The sequence below is a fragment of the Sporolactobacillus sp. CQH2019 genome, from assembly GCF_028765345.1.
GTDB lineage: Bacteria > Bacillota > Bacilli > Bacillales > Sporolactobacillaceae > Sporolactobacillus.
Map to the genome: position 1 here is coordinate 63,482 of NZ_JARAJZ010000001.1, position 19,216 is coordinate 82,697.

Annotated in this window: 17 protein-coding genes and 1 tRNA gene; 7 read left to right on the plus strand and 11 right to left on the minus strand. The window is 49.4% G+C overall.

From position 1 onward, the window contains the following. Window positions 1-7 precede the first annotated feature (7 nt). From mutS to miaB, 4 genes are all read right to left on the minus strand, one after another. Window positions 8-2,662, minus strand: a complete 2,655-nt coding sequence (gene mutS, locus OYT88_RS00280; RefSeq protein WP_274397333.1) for a DNA mismatch repair protein MutS — start codon at window positions 2,660-2,662, stop codon at window positions 8-10. 140 nt (window positions 2,663-2,802) lie between these two features. Next, window positions 2,803-3,369, minus strand: coding sequence for an outer spore coat protein CotE (gene cotE / locus OYT88_RS00285; protein WP_274397334.1), 567 nt, complete (start codon window positions 3,367-3,369; stop codon window positions 2,803-2,805). Window positions 3,370-3,543: 174 nt separating this feature from the next. Next, window positions 3,544-3,927 carry a YlbF/YmcA family competence regulator gene (locus OYT88_RS00290; protein WP_274397335.1) on the minus strand — a complete coding sequence of 128 codons (384 nt, stop codon included), beginning with the start codon at window positions 3,925-3,927 and terminating at the stop codon, window positions 3,544-3,546. Further along, window positions 3,924-5,411: a tRNA (N6-isopentenyl adenosine(37)-C2)-methylthiotransferase MiaB gene (gene miaB, locus OYT88_RS00295; protein ID WP_274397336.1), complete on the minus strand. Its 1,488-nt coding sequence runs from the start codon at window positions 5,409-5,411 to the stop codon at window positions 3,924-3,926. The genes OYT88_RS00290 and miaB overlap by 4 nt, the downstream gene beginning before the upstream one ends. A 155-nt stretch (window positions 5,412-5,566) precedes the next feature. Here miaB and OYT88_RS00300 point away from each other — a divergent pair, with 155 nt between their 5' ends. From OYT88_RS00300 to OYT88_RS00320, 5 genes are all read left to right on the plus strand, one after another. Next, window positions 5,567-6,247, plus strand: a complete 681-nt coding sequence (locus OYT88_RS00300) for a response regulator transcription factor (RefSeq protein WP_274397337.1) — start codon at window positions 5,567-5,569, stop codon at window positions 6,245-6,247. Continuing rightward, on the plus strand, window positions 6,240-7,508 hold the full coding sequence (locus OYT88_RS00305; protein ID WP_274397338.1) for a sensor histidine kinase: 1,269 nt from the start codon (window positions 6,240-6,242) through the stop codon (window positions 7,506-7,508). The genes OYT88_RS00300 and OYT88_RS00305 overlap by 8 nt, the downstream gene beginning before the upstream one ends. A gap of 1,044 nt (window positions 7,509-8,552) precedes the next feature. Beyond that, a complete protein-coding gene (locus OYT88_RS00310; RefSeq protein WP_274397339.1) occupies window positions 8,553-9,008 on the plus strand; it encodes a DUF2231 domain-containing protein in 456 nt (151 codons plus the stop codon). Between the two features lie 573 nt (window positions 9,009-9,581). After that, window positions 9,582-9,860, plus strand: a complete 279-nt coding sequence (locus OYT88_RS00315) for an autorepressor SdpR family transcription factor (protein ID WP_274397340.1) — start codon at window positions 9,582-9,584, stop codon at window positions 9,858-9,860. After that, complete coding sequence (locus OYT88_RS00320) at window positions 9,857-10,498, plus strand: SdpI family protein (RefSeq protein ID WP_274397341.1); 642 nt, start codon at window positions 9,857-9,859, stop codon at window positions 10,496-10,498. The genes OYT88_RS00315 and OYT88_RS00320 overlap by 4 nt, the downstream gene beginning before the upstream one ends. A gap of 239 nt (window positions 10,499-10,737) precedes the next feature. Here OYT88_RS00320 and OYT88_RS00325 read toward each other — a convergent pair whose 3' ends face one another. Further along, window positions 10,738-11,226 (minus strand): GNAT family N-acetyltransferase, encoded by a 489-nt coding sequence (locus OYT88_RS00325; RefSeq protein WP_274397342.1) that lies wholly within the window; start codon window positions 11,224-11,226, stop codon window positions 10,738-10,740. 120 nt (window positions 11,227-11,346) lie between these two features. Here OYT88_RS00325 and OYT88_RS00330 point away from each other — a divergent pair, with 120 nt between their 5' ends. Further along, window positions 11,347-11,511, plus strand: coding sequence for a hypothetical protein (locus OYT88_RS00330; RefSeq protein WP_274397343.1), 165 nt, complete (start codon window positions 11,347-11,349; stop codon window positions 11,509-11,511). Between the two features lie 231 nt (window positions 11,512-11,742). On the opposite strand, the gene OYT88_RS00335 is transcribed toward OYT88_RS00330, so the two are convergent. Next, the gene (locus OYT88_RS00335; protein WP_274397344.1) at window positions 11,743-13,368 is read right to left on the minus strand and encodes a S53 family peptidase; all 1,626 of its coding nucleotides are present in this window, start codon (window positions 13,366-13,368) and stop codon (window positions 11,743-11,745) included. Between the two features lie 466 nt (window positions 13,369-13,834). Between OYT88_RS00335 and OYT88_RS00340 the strand changes: the two genes are divergently transcribed. Beyond that, window positions 13,835-13,908: transfer RNA gene (locus tag OYT88_RS00340), tRNA-Pro, on the plus strand. Window positions 13,909-14,021: 113 nt separating this feature from the next. Here the strand turns inward: OYT88_RS00340 and OYT88_RS00345 are convergent. From OYT88_RS00345 to OYT88_RS00365, 5 genes are all read right to left on the minus strand, one after another. Further along, window positions 14,022-14,522, minus strand: coding sequence for a DUF402 domain-containing protein (locus OYT88_RS00345; protein WP_274397345.1), 501 nt, complete (start codon window positions 14,520-14,522; stop codon window positions 14,022-14,024). A gap of 124 nt (window positions 14,523-14,646) precedes the next feature. Further along, window positions 14,647-15,024, minus strand: a complete 378-nt coding sequence (locus OYT88_RS00350; protein WP_274397346.1) for a YdeH family membrane protein — start codon at window positions 15,022-15,024, stop codon at window positions 14,647-14,649. Between the two features lie 485 nt (window positions 15,025-15,509). Continuing rightward, complete coding sequence (locus OYT88_RS00355) at window positions 15,510-16,802, minus strand: (Fe-S)-binding protein (RefSeq protein ID WP_274397347.1); 1,293 nt, start codon at window positions 16,800-16,802, stop codon at window positions 15,510-15,512. After that, complete coding sequence (locus OYT88_RS00360; protein ID WP_274397348.1) at window positions 16,799-18,211, minus strand: FAD-binding oxidoreductase; 1,413 nt, start codon at window positions 18,209-18,211, stop codon at window positions 16,799-16,801. The genes OYT88_RS00355 and OYT88_RS00360 overlap by 4 nt, the downstream gene beginning before the upstream one ends. A gap of 402 nt (window positions 18,212-18,613) precedes the next feature. Next, entirely contained in the window at window positions 18,614-19,078 is a 465-nt protein-coding gene (locus OYT88_RS00365) for a CBS domain-containing protein (protein ID WP_274397349.1), read from the minus strand. Window positions 19,079-19,216 lie beyond the last annotated feature (138 nt).

The window sequence follows — 19,216 nt, forward strand, 5'->3', positions numbered from 1 at the left end:
AGCAGACTCACTGCTTTAATTCTTTTTGCAGGGCATACAGGCGGTTCATCGCTTCCATCGGCGTCATCGTCAGCAGGTCAAGCCCGGAAAGCTGATGAATGACCTTCTGCTCCCGTGTATTCATTGCCTTTTTCGCCGATCTGGGAGCGGGGTCGGCAAAGAAAGCGAGTTGTTCCGTTCCCTCGTTTTCCGGATCCGGAGAGGAAGGCTCATCGGCTGCCGCTGTTTCCCTGATCGTCTCGTGTTCATGGCCGGAATCCGGCCGTTCTTCTTTAACCCTATCGTTGTTCGAAGGCTGTTCCAGTCCTTTTAAAATCTCATCTGCACGCTCAATCAGATCGTCCGGCAGGCCGGCAAGCTTGGCCACATGGATTCCATAACTCTTGTCGGCCTGGCCGTCAAGGACTTTATGCAGAAAAACCACTTTCCCGTTTTCTTCCATAGCGCCGACATGAATATTTTTCAGCCTCGGCAGCTTCTCTTCAAGAAACGTCAGCTCATGATAATGCGTTGAAAAAAAAGTTTTTGCGGAAATATGACGGTGAATATATTCAACGATTGCCTGGGCAATGGCAATTCCGTCATAGGTCGACGTCCCCCGCCCGATTTCATCGAGCAGAATCAGGCTGTTCTGAGTGGCATGGGTCAAAGCATATTTCGCTTCGTTCATTTCCACCATGAAGGTACTCTGACCGGATACGAGATCGTCCGCAGCCCCTATCCGGGTAAAGATCTGATCAAAGACCGGCAGCACAGCCTCGTCGGCCGGGACAAAACAGCCGATCTGAGCCATGATCGCCGCAAGAGCGGCCTGGCGCATGTATGTGCTTTTTCCGCCCATATTCGGACCCGTGATCAGCAGCATGTCGCATGCTCGGTCCATGCTGATATCATTGGCAACGAAGGCACCGTCGCGCATCACTTTCTCAATAACCGGATGACGGCTGTTCTTGATTTTAAGAATTCTTTTGTTTGAAAAAGAAGGCGCAACATAACCGTTTCTGTCGCTGACGGAAGCAAAACTCTGGAGAACATCGAGGCTGCTTACCAGTCTTGCCAGTTGCTGCAGACGCGCCGCGTATTCCTTGATTTTAAGACGGACGTCGCTGAAAATCCGATACTCAAGGCCGACCCGTTTCTCCTCCGCTTCGAGGATGATCCGCTCTTTTTCTTTTAGCTCCGGCGTAATGAACCGTTCGGCATTGGACAGCGTTTGTCTTCTTTCGTAGCGCCCTTCCGGCAGCAGTTTAAGATTGGGCCGCGACACCTCGATATAATAACCGAATACACGATTATAGCCGACTTTAAGTGATCTAATCCCGGTTTCCTGCCGCTCTTTCGCTTCCAGTTCGGCGATCCAGCGTTTTCCGTTTTTGGAGGCGTCGCGATAACGGTCCAGCGTTTCATCGTATCCCTGCTTGATCATACCGCCGTCTGCCGTGGAAAACGGCGGATCATCGACGATTGCCCGGCCGATCAGCGAGCAGACCTCGGCACACGGATCCATCTCTTCACCATAACGCGTCAACGGGCCGTCCTTGATCCCGGCAAGCACCTGCTTAATTTGCGGAACCTGTTCGAGAGAACGTTTCAGCTGCACCACTTCACGCGGATTGACATTCCCGAACGACACGCGTCCGACCAGACGTTCGAGGTCGTAGACGTTGCCGAGCGCGGAACGCAGTGTCTCGCGTTCCAGCATATGCGCCTTCAGCGCACCCACGGCAGCGAGCCGTTCTTCAATCTTCTCCTGATTCAGCAGCGGTTTCTCAATCCACTGTTTCAGCCGTCTGCCGCCCATCGCCGTTTTGACGTCGTCGAGCAGCCAAAGCAGCGAGCCGTATGTTTTTTTATTGCGGTTCGTCTGAGTCAGCTCCAGATTGCGCCGTGAATGGGGATCAATCATCATGTATTCATTAATATGATAGACATCGGCCGGCTGAAGATGATCCAGCGAGCGTTTCTGCGTCGTCTGAAGATAGTCCAGCAGCCTGCCGAGCGCGGAAAGCAGTTTTTCCTGATCGATTCCTGCCGCGTTGGCTGCCAGCTCTATGGGAACCGTATCACGTTCATTCTCAGAAACGGTCACACCGAGCTGTTCCACCAGCATCTTCTTTTTTTCTTCATCAAAACGGGGATCAAGCACCACCTCACGCACATCGTTCGCATCGATCTCCTGAATCACGCCGTCCCATGCCGAAATCAGAGTGACCTTCGTCTCTCCGGTCGTCAGGTCGCTCAGCGCGAACCCGTACGAACCGTCGCCGAATGCGCTCAGAGCCGCCAGATAATTATTTTTTTTCGGTTCGAGCGACTCGTCCTCCATGACCGTCCCGGGCGTGATCATCTGAATCACTTCCCGTTTGACCATCCCCTTAGCCAGCTTCGGATCCTCCATCTGTTCGCAGATGGCAATCTTGTAACCCTTATCGATCAATACCTTGATGTACTGCTTGACCGCATGATACGGCACGCCGCACATCGGTATGTATTCATCCTTTCCGCCGTTCCGTGAAGTCAATGCGATTTCAAGCTCTTTCGACGCTTTCTTTGCGTCCTCAAAGAACATTTCATAAAAATCACCCAACCGGAAAAACAAAAAAGCGTCGGGATACTGCGCTTTAATGGCCAGATATTGCTGAATCATCGGTGTATAACTCATTAATCGCCCACTCCAACTTCTTTCTTTTACCTATCTTTTAATTATAGCACACGTTTAAGAGATGATAAGCGCTGCACAGGCCGCACAGTCGGCGGAATCTTTTCATAAAAAAAGAAAGAGAGAAGATCTGCTCTTCTCCCTCATTCTTCCGATTCGGTATCCTCATCTTCTGTCAGAAATTCCGAGTCAAGCCCGTTCAATTCCTTTTCCAGCTCTTCATCCTCTTCGGTCTCTTCCGCTTCGATCAGTCCGTCGTCATCGACCCTGACCTTTACTTTTGTTTCGCCGATGACCTCGACCAGAAATTCTCTTTCAACCTGCGCCACGACCTTGTTGCCGTTCGGCGCGATCTTCGCTTCCAGACAATTCGGTTCCTGAAGCGGGCGGCACGAAACATCCGCCCGATCGGAAAATGCCCTTTTGTCACGGAGAGTCAGCGGCACACGGTCCCGATAGCCGACCGTTTCGCAAACCACTTCCGTCCTCGTGTTGTTGTTGTAAGAATACCAGGTATTAATGTCATAAGTTCCTTCGACGACGACGGCATCCTTCTGGTATTGCGTCTTGAATTTATGGTTGATGACCCAGCATCCGAGGATGTTCGAAGGTTTATGCGTTGGTGTCACGGTATGCGCAGACTGGCTGAATTTTTTCCCTTTGCCGCAGACAGCCTTTGTAATAATTTCCCTGTAAGCATTCTCTGCCAAAAGTCCAAACCTCCTTTGCCTTCTTCACTGTCATGTTATGCAGGGCGAATGACACGTGTGAATGGCAAGGAGAAATGCTTTCGGGCGAAAAATGCCCGGCAGGATCTTCCGTACGTAAAACCTTTTTTCGGCGGATTGCCGCTCAGCTGCAGCCGTGCGGCGGACTGTAGAAATCTATTCCGGTTTCCGTGTTTCAGTCTGCTGCGCTTCCCCGCCTATGCGTTTCGACATCAGATTGACCATCAGCTGCAGAAAATCATTGACATCTTCCTGAGACTGCCTGAATTCCTGAACCACGGGAATCGCATTCAGTTCCGCCTGCAGACGGTCGATTTTTTCCTCATTTTGTCTGTAGGCTTCGTGTTTTTGAAAATGCTGCAGATTGACCGATTCCTTTTGAAGCTTTTTGATTTCATCGATCAGACGCTGTACTTTTTGATTGGCGCTGATTTTCGTTTCAGCCTGCTTGTAAAAACGGATCGGCTCCGCAGATGCCAGGTGGTCGGCGATTTTCCTGGCCCTGGCCAAGATGTCTTCTGTTGAATAAGATTTGTTCATCGCCCGGCAGCCTCAGGTTCTCTCTGCCACTCACCATCGAGCGACCACATCTTTGCATCCGTAATTTTGACATGGACCAGTTCGCCGATCAATGATTTCGGTCCCCGAAAATTGACCACCTTGTTTGTCCGTGTATGGCCCGACAGAACTTCGCTGTTTTTTCGGCTCTCCCCTTCAACCAGCACCTCAACCACCTGGTCCTGATAACGGGCATTGCTTGCTGACGCCAGTTCGTCAATCAGTTTATTCAGGCGCAGAAGCCGTTCCTTCTTGACTTCCATCGGCACATTGTCCGTCATGCGGGCAGCCGGCGTCCCGGCACGCGGAGAATAGATAAACGTGTAAGCACCGTCAAAGCGGCATTCGCGGACAAGAGAGAGCGTATCCTCGAACTGTTCTTCCGTTTCGTTCGGAAACCCGACAATGATGTCGGTTGTAAACGAAGCATTCGGCACCGCTTTTTTAATTTTATTGAATAGACTCAGATAGCGTTCGCGCGTGTAGCCGCGGCCCATAATCTTCAGAATCTCCGAATTTCCCGACTGTACCGGAAGATGAATGTGTTCGCACAGATTGCCGCCCTTGCCCAGCACCTCGATCAGATGATCATCGAAATCTTTCGGATGGCTTGTTGTAAAGCGCACACGCGGAATGCCGATTTTGCGGATTTCATCCATCAGATTGCCAAGTCCGTAATCTTCAAGATCCTGCAAATCTTTGCCATAAGCGTTGACATTCTGTCCAAGCAGTGTGATCTCCTTATACCCCCGGCGGGCAAGATCGCGGACTTCCTCAATAATTTCTTCGGGCCGGCGGCTTCTTTCTTTGCCGCGCGTATACGGCACAATACAATAGGTGCAGAATTTATCGCAGCCGTACATAATATTGACCCAGGCCTGAAAATGTCCGCGCCGCGACTGGGGCAGATTTTCAACAATGTCGCCCTCTTTCGACCAGACTTCGACGACCATTTCCTTGCTGAAAAGCGCTTCTTTCAGGAGCTGCGGCAGGCGATGAATGTTGTGGGTGCCGAAAATCAGATCAACCTGAGGATACTTTTGCAGAATCTTATTAACTACCGTCTCCTCCTGCGCCATACAGCCGCAGACGCCGAGAATCAGCCCCGGTTTTTCCCTTTTCAGAGGTTTCAGATGGCCGATTTCGCCGAACACCTTGTTTTCGGCATTTTCACGGATCGCACACGTATTTATTAAAATGACATCGGCGTCATAGACGTCTTCAGTCTCCTGATAACCCATTTCCTCAAGGATTCCGCCCATGACCTCGGTATCATGCTCGTTCATCTGACAGCCATAGGTTTCAACCAGATATTTTTTGCCCCGCCCGATCGCTTTCATGTCGTCGGGAATACTGAAATTATTTATGATATGAACCGATTCTCTGCGGCGCCTTCTGGCTGCCCTGAGAGAAGGCGGCTGGAAATATTTTGAAAAATCAACTTTGCTGAATTTTGATTCGACCACAGCATGGCCCCCTTTCAAATCTCATCCCTAAATTATAACAAACTCAACATTCTATTGAAAGAAAAGGGCCGTGCCGAAAACGTCCGGATCGGATTTCATCAATATAAACCATGCTATACTAATAGTGGATCTGATAATGAATGAGGGATAAAAACATGAAAATACTGCTTGCGGAAGATGATCAGCGTTTAGGAAAATTAATGATAAAAATGTTGAAAAAAGAACAGTTCACAGCGGACTGGGTGATGGACGGGACAAGCGCCTACGACCAGGCGATGACCGGAGATTACGATGTGATTGTTCTGGACTGGATGCTGCCCGGGCACGACGGTATCGAGGTCAGCAAGGCCCTCCGCAAAGACGGATACAGCGGGGCAATCTTAATGCTGACAGCGAGAGGATCCCTGGACGACCGGGTCAGCGGGCTTGACGCCGGCGCGGATGATTACATGATGAAACCATTCGCCTTTGAAGAACTGTTCGCGCGCATCCGCTCGCTGTCGAGAAGGAACTTTTTCCCGATCGATCATGATGTGATGCATACCCATGACCTGACGATCGATCTCACCAATCATCTGACGAAAAAGGGCGATCTGTCCATCAGCCTGACGCCGCGGGAATTCCAGCTGCTCGTCTATTTTGTGAAAAATTCCGGCAGGGTGCTTTCAAAAGAAAATATTCTGTCAAGAGTCTGGGAGGAGGACAGCGAGGTGACATTCAACACCATGGAAGCCTATGTCAAGCTGCTGAGAAAAAAATTGGGTCAGTCAAAAAGAAACAGCTACATAAAAACGATACGCGGTTTAGGCTACATGTGGGTGGACGACCATGTTTAAGACCCTTCAGCGCAAGCTGACCCTCACTTACAGTATATGGTTCTTTCTGACTTTGGCCGTCATTTTTGTTATTCTCTTCTTTGTGTTCAGAAATATGATCTACCAGTCGGTGAGCTGGCAGGTTGACGACATTGCCGGCGACCAGGCTTCGGAATATGCCCACACCCAGAAACTTGAAGGCGGCGTTTTCAAACATTCGCTGCATCTGTTTGCCTTTCTGGCGAACAACGGGAACGATGTTGTTTACCGGGGAGCGCTTCCCGACGATCTCCGCCGCAGCATGATTCAGAAAATAGCCAAGAGACAAAAGACGGGATTAATAGAAGCCGTGACGCCGCATGGCGAAAAAAGCCTGATTATTTACGCCATGGAACCCGTTGAGAAGGATGGCCGTCAGCTTGGTTACATTTTAGTCGGCAAGGAGATCAACCGGACGCATGAACAAATCGAAGGCTGGTTCAGGCTGTTGTTTGTGCTCAGCCTCGGTGCCGCCTGCCTTTCAGTGATTATCGCCCATTTTCTCGCCAGACGGGCCGTCCTTCCCGTCAAGCGCAATTATGAAAAACAGCGGGCCTTTGTCGCCGACGCAAGCCATGAAATGCGGACGCCGCTCAGCGTTTTCTCCGCTTCGCTTGAATTCTTCGAGGCCGAAGAAAAAGAGCGCCTGTCCGAATCATCGCAGGAAACACTGAAAGATTTAAAAGATGAAGTTTCTGAAATGAATACACTGATCAGCCATCTCCTCGCTCTGGCGCGGGCCGACCGCGGTGCCCTGGCATCAAAAAGATCGGATTTCCCGCTCGGCCGGCTGACCCGGCCGATGATTCCCTATTACAAGCAAAAAGCGGACCGTGCACAAAAAAGATTTTCTTATACTTTGCCTTCAAAGACCGTTTTTCTGAATGCCAATCCGACCGAAATCAAGCAGCTGCTGACCATTTTTCTGGACAACGCCTTAAAGTATACACAAAAGGGCGGCCTTGTCACGCTGAAAATATCGACGGATGAAAAAAGGCGGCTGCTCTGCTTTTCAGTTGAAGACACCGGCATCGGCATTCCCGAAGAAGATCAGAAGCATATCTTTGAACGTTTCTATCGGGTCGAGAAAGGCAGGACCCGGCAGAGCGGGGGAAGCGGGCTCGGACTGTCGATCGCCCGGGAAATCATCACGGCTTATAGCGGTCAGATTGACCTGAAAAGCATGCCCGGGAAGGGGACAACGTTTCAAGTGATCCTGCCGATTTTAAAGGCATTCGATTAAAATGAATATTCCCCTCAACTCATGGTATCCCGTCGGGCCACGCCGTGAAAGCGCCACAGATTTTTCCGAAAACGATCGGTTTGCACGAGCGGCAGCCTATTGCTCGGAATGTTCATGCAGCCGGCGATTCATTCTTTTTTAGAGCGATAAACTCTTGACGGGGCGATACTTGGCCAAAACAGGGCGAATCGCAACCATTTCAGGGCGATTGTCTATTGCTTTAGGGCGATTCATTCTTTTTTCAGGGCGATAAGCTCTTGACGGGGCGATACTTGGCCAAAACAGGGCGAATCGCAACCATTTCAGGGCGATTGTCTATTGCTTTAGGGCGATTCATTCTTTTTTCAGGGCGATAAGCTCTTGACGAGGCGATACTTGGCCAAAACAGGGCGAATCGCAACCATTTCAGGGCGATTGTCTACTGCTTTAGGGCGATTCATTCTTTTTTCAGGGCGATAAACTCTTGACGGGGCGATACTTGACCAAAACAGGGCGAATCGCAACCATTTCAGGGCGATTGTCTACTGCTTTAGGGCGATTCATTCTTTTTTCAGGGCGATAAGCTCTTGACGAGGCGATACTTGGCCAAAACAGGGCGAATTGAACCCATTTCGGAGCGATAGATCGCTGTTTCAGGTCGATTAGCAATTTTTCGGTCCGAGAATTCTCGGACCGATACTGATCGGTGGCCTGGCTGTATGGCTCGGATTTTATCCATTATCGGCCGCGGCAGGCAGTTTATCGGTCGTTACACCCGGTTTATCGACCGTTCGGAGCAGTTTATCGGTCGTCGACGGTGCTTAATCGGTCTTCAGCTATTACACCCGGTTTATCAACCGCGACAGAAGTTTATCAACTGCTGCAGAAGTCTGTTAATCATGGAAACGCTCTTCGCCTTTCAAGAGACAGATGGTTTCAGGAGGAATCGACATCAGTTGACGGCACAGCTGGAAAATGAGCTAAAGGGATACCCGTATCGATTCATTCAGTTCTTTTTCAGTTTTTTTATGTATGCTTGTCCTGTTTACAAAGGAGAGGATTCATATGTTCGGATCACCGCTTCACCCCTTGCTCGTCCATTTTCCTATCGCCCTGCTGCTTCTGGCAACCGTGACGCAGATCATTGCCGTTATCTGGAAGAAAGACTTCTTTGATAAAGCGGCCTTATATTTGCTTGTCGTCGGTTTTCTGTCAGGTATCGTCGCCTCCCTGAGCGGGGACGGAGCCGAGCAATTTGCCAGCACGCACTGGGGAAACGGCTATCTAAGCGTCGTTCGCATTCATAAAATATACGCAGCTGTGACGATGCTCCTGTTCGCTGCAGCTTTGGGCGCAAGAATACTGCTTCACTTTATTAAAAGCCGTATTTTCATGCCGCTTGTTCTGGCCTTCTGCATCTTAGGGTCAATCACGCTCGCTCTCACAGGGCATTACGGCGGTCAGATGGTCTATATTCAGAAACACAGCGCCCCCGCCGTTTCTTCCATATCCGTAGATTGAACAGCTTTGGGAAAAAAAGATTCAGGCACATTCGACCCGGAAGATGCCTGGATCTTATTTTATTATAAAAATTTATAAGGATTACGGTATAAGAGCAACGTTGGCTCCGACTGCGTCAAAGGCCAAGCTACACCGAATCCGTATCCTGCCGGGACACTGATCGGCGATCTGCTTGAAAGCACGTCAGGCAGTCCGATTATTGTTCGGCAGGATTCACCACTCTCAGCATAGTTTTTTTACCGCCTGCGTTCTATGCAGCCAATCGTTTCACAGCCTGCCGCCGATTGATAATGCCGAATCCGGACAGTCCGCCGCAACATGGATTCAATCTTTGGATACAATAAAGAATCCGATTCAAAAAATAAACTGCTCAGCCAGATCCGCAGAAGGTTCGGTTTCCGCGAATATCCCTCTCCTGAACCCGTATTTTCCCGCGAAAATCTGCCGGACTCATAAAGATGTTCCATATACCGTTCCCACAATCTTGTCACCTGCCGTTTTTCTGGTATAATCCAAATTAGATAATTAGCTAATTAGTTAAATGTGTAATTCTATAGAAAGAAGTGGCCGCAGTTGAACAGCAGCGCCGTGTTTAAGGCACTGGCCGATCCGACGCGAAGAAAAATTCTTGATTTGCTGAAAAAGAGCGATTTGACGGCCGGAGAGATCTCAAGCCGTTTTGAGATGTCAAAGCCCAGTATTTCACGGCATCTCAACTTATTAAAAAACGCGGGATTGGTCAATGACATAAAAAAGGGGCAATTTATTGTTTATTCGTTAAATACAACGGTTTTTCAGGAATTCATTAGCTGGCTGCTGCATTTTGTGGACGGAGGAGAAAAAAGGTCATGAAAAAACATCTGTTTCCTATTCTTTTGTTCTTGATTGCTCTAGGCCTGTGGATCTATTTTTATCCGAAAATTCCCGCTCGGGTGCCGATTCACTGGGGAATAAACGGATACGCCAATCGCTATGCACCGAAGCTCCAAGCCGTGATCCTCTCTTTAGGAATCATGATCGTCGGTTACGCCCTGTTTCTTCTCATACCGATGATTGACCCGAGAAGGAAAAATTATCAGTACTTTTTAAAAAGCTACGAGCGCATACGTAATATTTCGTTCTTTTTTTTCTTTATCATTAGTTGTCTGACGCTTTTCAGCAGCCTCAATCCCCGCCTTACGGTCCCTTATATCACGTATCTTATGGTCGGCTGTCTGTTTATCCTGCTCGGAAATTACATGCAGTCCCTGAAACCGAACTTTTTCATCGGAATCAGAACGCCGTGGACTTTGAGCAACGAAACGGTCTGGAGGAAAACGCATCGGATGGGATCGAGAGTGTTTATTGTATCCGGCGCCTGTCTCGGAGCCGGAGGATTTCTGCCCGGCAGGTGGCCGGCCGTTATCCTGGTCGCCGTTCTTGTCCTTACAATTGCCTTTTCCTATATCTATTCCTACTGGATTTTCAGAAACTTAAACGGCTTTCAATAGCCGATGGATCGGAGAGTTCATAAACGGTTGGATAACCTCTGCCCTGCTGTGCGCGTTTATCGAAAAACGAACGGATCTTAATTTTTCCCTATCGGGCCATCCCGTATGAATTTGTATCCGTCTTAAAGGAGGCTTCTTATCTGCAGAGCTTACAATTGAGCCGCGCGCTGACCGGCTGTTCAGTATGAGCAGGCTCTCTCTCAGTCCTGCCTTAAAAAGACGGAACCGAAGGAACATCCTTAAACCTGTCTTTCAAGCCGTTTTCTCATAAAAACGACCGCTATCTGGACACCGTTTGGTTTATATACAACCTCCCTGTCAAAAATGCTATAGCCCAATGAACGATATAAGTTCAGATTTTTAGCTGCTTTTTCGCGGACCCGGCATATCAATTCATATTTATTATTCTGCCCGGCATAGTCCTCAAGTGCTTTTAGAAGCCGTTTGGCAATGCCGCAGCCCCTTTTTTCCGGTACAACCGACAGCCGGAAAAAATAAACGGCAGTCTCTTTTAAGCGAAAACGGACCATTCCGGCTGCTTCATCCCGATCATCAAAAGCAATCAGCGCCTGCTCCCCGTCTTTTAAAGCGTCCGAAACAGATGATACGGACTCTTCAAGGGCACTTGAAGGCGCGGCAGTCTGCTTATATTCAATAAAAGCCTGGATCATGATCTCATGAATAAACGCTGCGTCCGATACTTCGGCAATTTGAAGGCGCGTGATCATCCTCCTCCTTTAAAGTTGTGCACTGCCCCAGCTTACCGCATTCAGTGACTGAAGCGAAAGCTTCTGTTTGATTCATTATAGTACAAAGTTTCGTTTCCGCGTTCTGACGGCACCAAGATGATGGCTGAGCTCGACAAAACAGGCGTTGCACCGAAACCGCCCATTGAAGACAGCCTGGCCCCTGATGCGGAAGATGAGCAGATCGCTGACAATGGCCGATATATTTTGCTGACGACCGATAAAGCACCGGCATCGACCGTTATTGCCCTGCTGATAAACCGATAAAGCGACGGTGTCGATGACCTGTTGATGACCTAAAGCATCGGCATCGACCGTTATTACCCTGCTGATAAACCGATAAAGCGACAGTGTCAACTGTTATTTTCACTGACAATCGATAAAGCACCGGCATCGACCGTTATTTCCCGCTGAAGATCAGTACCGCTGTCCGCGCATTCAGCATCCAAAATAAAAGCGGGAACCGGCCGTCCCCGCTTGATGCGTTTTATTCATTTTTTACTGATTCTGAAATACGCCGGACAGCTGGCTTCCGACCGGGCTTCCCAGCCCTGTGCAGGCATCCCAGCCCGGCCCGGCGGCATAGGCTCCTTTTATTCGGCTGGAATCATTATTGCCCTGCGTGATATCGCGCAAAGCAGAGCGTGCGGACGCATTATAAAGAACGGGCTGGATGAACCCGATCGCATGGCCGAGCTGCTGATTGATCAGGGCAATCAGCCCGGACCAGAGCGGAGCCACTGCACTGGTCCCGCCGATCACCGTCTGCTGCCCGTCTACTAATATCTGATAGCCCGTTCCCGGATCGGCATTGCCGGCAACGTCGGGAACGCCGCGGCCCGATTTCCCCCCGGGATTCGCGGAAGACGGGACATTGGCTGAATTCTGCCAGGCAGGAAGCTTGAAAGAGTCACTGACCCCGCCGCCGGTACTGCTGTCGGGACCGTCGTCCCAAACCGTTTCGTTGGTTATGGTGGCCCCGCTCCCTTCAAGCCTTGTGCCGCCGCAGGCGAGCATGTGCGGACTGGATGCCGGAAAATCGACATGAACGAGGCCGTCGCCGACTCCGTCTGCTGAGCCGCGATCTCCCGCGGCACAGCAGATCGTCACGCCTACAGCCGCGGCATCCTGTGCAGCCCGATCCATGGCTGCCATCGCCTGTTGTGTCCACTCGCTTTCCGCGGCCCCCCAGCTGATCGAAACAACGGAGGGCTTGTTTCCGGTATCATGTATCGCCGTATTGATGGCATTCAGAAATCCCGCATCGGTGTTGGGAGCAAAATAGACAACGATGTTTACCCCTGGAGCAACGGCGGCAGCGACCTCAATATCAAGGACAACTTCCCCGTCGGCTCCGCCCGGATCGCCGGTCGGCTGATTGCTTCCGCCATTGACTGAAACACTCTTGACCGACGGCTCCGTGATGCCGAGAGAAGAAAAATATTGCTGCAGTTCCGCGTCCGTATAGCCTCCGCCCAGCTCAATGATGCCGATACATTGCTTACTGCAATCGATATCCGACGGAAAGCGGTAGAGCTGTGCCACCTGCGGCGGGGTATAGGACGTACCCTTCTGTTCGCTGCGTACCGAATACTTGCCTTGCTGAAAAATCTGAAAATGCGTTCTAACCTGAGGCCGGTTATCCAAGCCGAAAACCGCCTCAACAACTCCGTCCAGCTCAGACGGAATCATAACCGGTCCGCGATGTCCCCGATAAGTAAAATCGGGATGCTTATATTTTTCAAGTTCGACACCGAAAGCCTGATTAAGAGAAGCGGCCGTCCCCTTCAGCTGCACAGTCCCGGCAGCCGCGTTCACTTCCGAAACGCTCAATTTGCGGGTCCTTGCAAACTGTTCCACTTTTTTTATATCCTCTTGCTTCGCGCCATAGGTTGCCGCGAACTTTTCACGGCTGAGATAGTTCTTTTTTTTCAATGAAGGAGTTTCCGTTTTCGCAAGCAGTGCTTCAATGGGCGGCCGATGCAGAAGAACAGTGACCGTTATTTCTTCTTCAGGATTGACCGGGCCTACTCTTTGAGCTCTTGGAAGCGGGGATCTCCCGCCTGCAAGCTGCACTTTGTCCGTGGCTTTCTGTCCGTTGGATAAGTTATCATCTTTGCTCATGAAACAACATCCTTTCATTTACTCATTCAGCTGGAAATGAGTCTATTTCCCAGGACTTGAAACCGGCAACAAAGAGGTTACATCAATTATACAACCGTTTCGCACGGTCAGTGTGTGAAAACAACTGGTGGAGTCCCACGCCCCCAAAAAGTTTCTCAACGCGGGTTATCCAGATAACAGCTCTCCCTGTCAGCCGAACAGACTGCAGGCGCAGCGTTCAAAGCCATGCATCGGGAACTGCCGGATCAGAAATTAAAATTCTTTCGCTCATCGTCCGCCCTCATTCTCTGTCTTAATACATTTGATGGATATGTTTAGAATACAAAAACATGAATTATATAGAAAGAACCCGTAGTTGGCCCGGCTTGAAAAAATACCTTGACCGTGCGGTGCAGGCGCATTATAATGTATACATTGACTGTTTATGTTTGGATGAATTCCGGATGACCCGGATTTTATCAATCGTCGGAAAGTAGCTCAGCTTGGTAGAGCACATGGCTGGGGGCCATGTGGTCGCAGGTTCAAATCCTGTCTTTCCGATCGGAGCTTCAAAGAGATGATCAAGGAAAAAGCTGTAAGTACGGGGCTATGATGACCGTGTTTATGGCTTTTTTAGTTCTCGGGGGGATCCGTTCACCGTCCGCGGGCCTTTTTTATTTAAGATTTTTCGCCTGCTCGATCAATGGCGGAAGCAGAGAATCAAGCGACCGGAGCAGGGAACGGAGGATACGGCTCACATATCCCTGTTTAAATTGTTCCAGCGGTTCCGGTAGCTCATCTTCGTCCAAAACACTGTAACTCCCGTCGGGAAGTACCAAAACATCCAGAATCAGATCTTCATAGGAAACAACACGGTCTGAAATCCGTGTATTCCCGACAATGTTAAGGTAAGAACCGATATAGCGCCCGTTCTGATCTGTCCAGATATAAACGTTATAGGGTCTGTCTGTCCAATAATAAGAAACGGTGCGACTGCCTTCGGGAATCGTCAACTCTGTCTCGCTGCCATGCAGCGAAACAGAATTTTCCAGTCTATAGCAAAGAACCGCATCCTCTTTTCCGATTTTCACCCGTCGGCAATAATATTCGGCAATCGTGCCGTCGTATCGTATTTTTCTTTCAATAATAATGGCTTTCTCGATCGGAAGCTCCAAGTCTGCCGCTCCTTCTTTCCTTACTCCCGTAAGAGTAAAAAATATAAAATATCACTTGTGCAAAAACCTTCTGCATCAGCGTGTCCTATTGACACAACAAATTCAGAATTCAAACGTATTGGAATCATTTTATTCCAAATCTTATAAGTTTATAGCCCCAATAAAACGATGCAATTAAACCAATAAATGAAACAGGAAGTGCCAGTAAAGTGAAGGGATTAGCTGGATAACTATTTATTGCCGTTATGAAAGGTGCTATAAAAATAGTGAACATCAAAAGATGAAAAACACCAAGAACAATACTAATCGTCCTATTCTTGAAAGGAGTCAGAAGCAGGAATATTAAATAAAAGAAAGCCATAATACCTACAGAAATCCAAATGCTGTTGTTGCGGTAAGAATTGGCATAAGAATTTACCGGATGAGTAGCTTCTAACAAAAGAGTCACATTAAATAAAAGCATAGAGACTAGCAGAACAGCGACAGATTGCCATTTACGCATAGCGATCGAAAGCTCCTTTCCCAATGTCAGCTGTGTTTTAAAACAATTCCCCTCGTCCTATTTAATCTTAGCAACCTTTTCCCTGGCTGTTTCCATACATAACGTTTGATCAGTTTTATTGGATATATATCGATCGTCAATTGATCTATCGGTTGTTATGGAGTTCTGTCAATAAAGTGGACACTTAAAAAGAAAGAGGCTGGTCCTCTAAAACCTACCACGCGGCGCTGGGTCTGACTTTCGTTGCGAGAAGGCCATGTTCGAACACGCCCTTTCTAGGATAGTTTAATCATGCGGAATCCCATTTTGACGTGTCCACTATTTAAACTAACTCTCGTTTATCGGTCATCACGTGCGCTTTTTCGGCCGGCAGAGGTAAAATGCGCAGGCAGTTCGTTCACGCAATCATTCCTTTTTCAATCGAATGCAGGGAAGAAAGCAGAACCGCCGGCAGGGCCTGCCGGCGGTTCTGCTTTAAAAATTGATTAATTCAGGTCGCACGCTGCCGCAAGCAGTTCAACGAGATGCACGGCTCTGATGTGATCGCTTAAGTTTTCGCGCTCGATCCCGGCTTTCATCTGCAGCAGACAGCCGGGATTGGTGGTGACGATGAGGTCCGGATTCTTATCCTTCACATCCGCCATTTTCACATCAAGAATTTTCATCGACTCTTCATAATTGACGATGTTGTAGACGCCGGCGGACCCGCAGCAAAAGTCCGGATCGTCCAATGGATGAAAATCAATGCCCTTCACACGGCGGATCAGCTGCAGCGGCTCGTCAATGACTTTCTGGACATTGGTCATATGACAGGACGGCTGAAAAGTGATCCGGCGGTGAATATCCCGCTTAATCGGCAGCGTCAGCCGTGCTAAAAGCACACTGATATCCACCGATTTTTCTGCGAAACGTTCGGCACGCTGCCGCCATGTTTCATCATCCGCAAACAGATGAGCATACTCGCCAAGCATTGCGCCGCATCCTCCGGCATTATTAACAATATAATCAAACGACCCCTGTTCGAATACTTCAATATTCTGTTTAGCCAGTTCTCTGGTCAGATCCGTCCGGCCGCCGTGATCGTGAAGCGCTCCGCAGCACGTCTGACCCTCCACCGCGACCACCTCGCAGCCGGAAGCCGCAAGCAGTTTCATGCTCAGGTCGTTAATTCTGTCAAACACGGCATCCATGACACAGCCGGTGAAAAAGCCGACTTTGAATAACGGCCTGCCCTCCGGAGATAATTTTTTCGGCCGCTGATGCCGGTGGCCCGGGCTGGAAATTCTCGGCGTTGCCTGTTCAAAAGTTTCCAGATTATGAGGAAGCAGCTTGTTCATGCCGGTTAAATGAGCCACCGTTTTTAATCCCGATTTCTGATAAAACCACAGGATATTGCTTGCGGTATGCAGCATATGCCTATTTGGAAAAATCTGTTTGTAGAACAGGTCCTCCTCAAATCGCTTGACCGGTGAACCAGTCTCTGTTTCCCGTTCATAGAGCGCCTCTTTGGCGGATTCAAGAATTTTGCCGTACTTGACGTTTGTCGGACAGACACGTTCGCAGGCGCGGCAGCCCAGGCAGAGACTAATCGGCTCTCTTAGTTTATCGAGCGCAATTTTCCCTTCCGCCGCCATTTTTACGAGATTGATCCGCCCGCGCGGCGACTGCGTCTCTTTGCCCATTGTTTTATAGGTCGGGCACGCCGGGAGGCAGCTGCCGCATTGAATGCAATCAAACGTTTCATCGTAGGCCAGTTTTTCTCTCGGATCGCCGCTCATTCCGACAGCACCAGCCTCTGTCCCGGAACCGGGAAAATTTTCGACGGATTCAGAATATTATTAGGATCCCACGCTGTCTTGATCCGTTTCATCATATCGAGTGCCTCCGGCGAGAATTCCCAGGGCATGTATGCGCTTTTCATTGTGCCTATGCCGTGTTCTCCCGATAAGGTTCCGCCCAAGTTGAGTGCCGTGTGAAAGATTGCCTCAATCGCCTTTTCGACTCTCTTCATCTCTTCTTTATCCCTTTTGTCGCAGATAATATTCGGATGAAGATTGCCGTCGCCCGCATGGCCGAACACGACAAGGTCAATCCGGTATTTCATTTTGATTTCCTGAAGACGGGCACAGAACTCAGGAATCTTACTTCTTGGAACCGTTGCATCTTCCGAAATTTTGGTCGGTTTTGTGCGAACAATCGCCGGCGAAACAAGCCTGCGTGCCTGCCATAACTCGCCGGCCTCCCGATCCGTTTCGGCGGCTTTTATTTCTCTAGCGCCGACACCTTTCGCTATTTCAGCTATTTTTTCCGACTCATCTTTCACAGCGGCGGGATGACCGTCGAGGGCGACAAGCAGAATAGCTTCGGCATCGGTCGGCAGCCCGAGAGGTTTATAGGCTTCAACTGCCCGGATCGACGCCTGATCCATCATTTCAATTTTGGCCGGTAAAATGCCGGATGTCAGTATTTGGGTTACCATTCTCCCTGAATCGATAAAATGATTGAAAATGATCATCAGCGTCCGCGACGACGGCGGCCTCGGAACGAGACGCAAGGTCGCTTCCGTAATCACACCCAGCGTTCCCTCCGACCCGACAATCAGTTTTGTCAGATCATAACCGCTGACGTTTTTTACGGTACGTCCTCCGGTCCGCATGACTTCGCCCTGCGGCGTCACGACTTCGAGCCCGATTACATAATCCTTCGTCACCCCGTATTTCAGGCATCTCGGTCCGCCGGAATTTTCGGCCAGATTGCCGGCAATCGTCGACATCTGCGAGCTTCCCGGATCAGGAGGATACATCAGACCGTATTTTGCCGCCTCTTTATCGATCCGCGCCGTGACAACCCCCGGCGAGACAACGGCGACCAGATCCTCACTGTCCACGATCAGCTTCCGATTCCACTGCGAGACGTCGAGAACAATGCCCCCCTTTACGGGAAGCGGCCCGCCGCTCAGGCTCGACGCCTGTCCTCTCGGCGTTACGGGAATTTTAAATCGGTTGGCCAATTTTAAAATCCCGGCCGTTTCTTCGACAGAGATGACCTGAACCACCAGATCCGGCAGATAAAATCCGAATGACGCATCATAACCATAACTGACCAGATCTTCTTCGCTTGTCAGCACCCGGCTCTGATCGCGTATGATCATTTTGATTTGCTGATAAGCGTTTCTTGGAATCGACATATACTCGCCCCTGTCATCATTTGTTTCCGATTATTTAAAAAGTTTATCCATACCATTTTATGATATCGCTTTCATGAATAATCTGTAAAGGAAGATGTTTCTTAAAACTCCGTTCCGCGTCTTCCTTTTTCAAGCATGCGCACCCGGATTTTTTCAGCCCCAAAATCGAGCATGCCCTTTCATCTTCCTAAAATGAGTCTCGTTCGACTGCACATCCGCACTGATAAAAAAACGCCGGCTTGTTTCATTTAAAATGTTAGAAAACTCATTCAATCAAAAATCTCCCAAAACCAATCGAGCGATTCGGCTTCAGGAGATCTGTCCTGTTTTGTCTGTCCGCAGCATATCCGCCCGCTGCAAAGGCCGGAGTGCCCGCCGGATCCTGCAGCCTGATGGCACGCGTTACTTTTTACTGATTGCCAGCTCTCCGATATAACGTATGAGGTTGCTCCGGCTGATTATTCCCACAACATGCCGCTCACCGTCAATAACCGGCAATTTTTTAAAATGGTGATGGGAAAGGATTTTCAACACGGCGTCCACATCCTTATTCACATAAACGGTCTGGATGTTCCTTTTTTTCATAATGTCTTTTACCTTCTCATTTAGGAGATCCCTGACTTTATCACGCGGGGTTTCAGCTTCAACAGCGACGATCATCACATAAAAATCATAAATCGTCTGCTGCATCGGGGAAACAGCGCGAAGTATATCCCCGTCAGTCACAAAGCCGGCCAGTTTGTCCTGATCATTCAAAACGGGTACGCTGCCAATCTTGTGTACAATCAATGTCCTGATCAGCGCTTCAATCGAATCATTCTCATGCACGGAAATCACGTCTTTAATCATCAGATCTTCTACAAGCATCAGCATCACCCCCTGTGGCGCTATCCCTTCCGACTCAATTTTACAATATCCCGCCCGGATTGAAAACGTTTTCTTCCGGTAAATCAATTAAAGCATCGCCAATCGGCACGGTGATTTTACAAGACAGCCGCTTGCTAC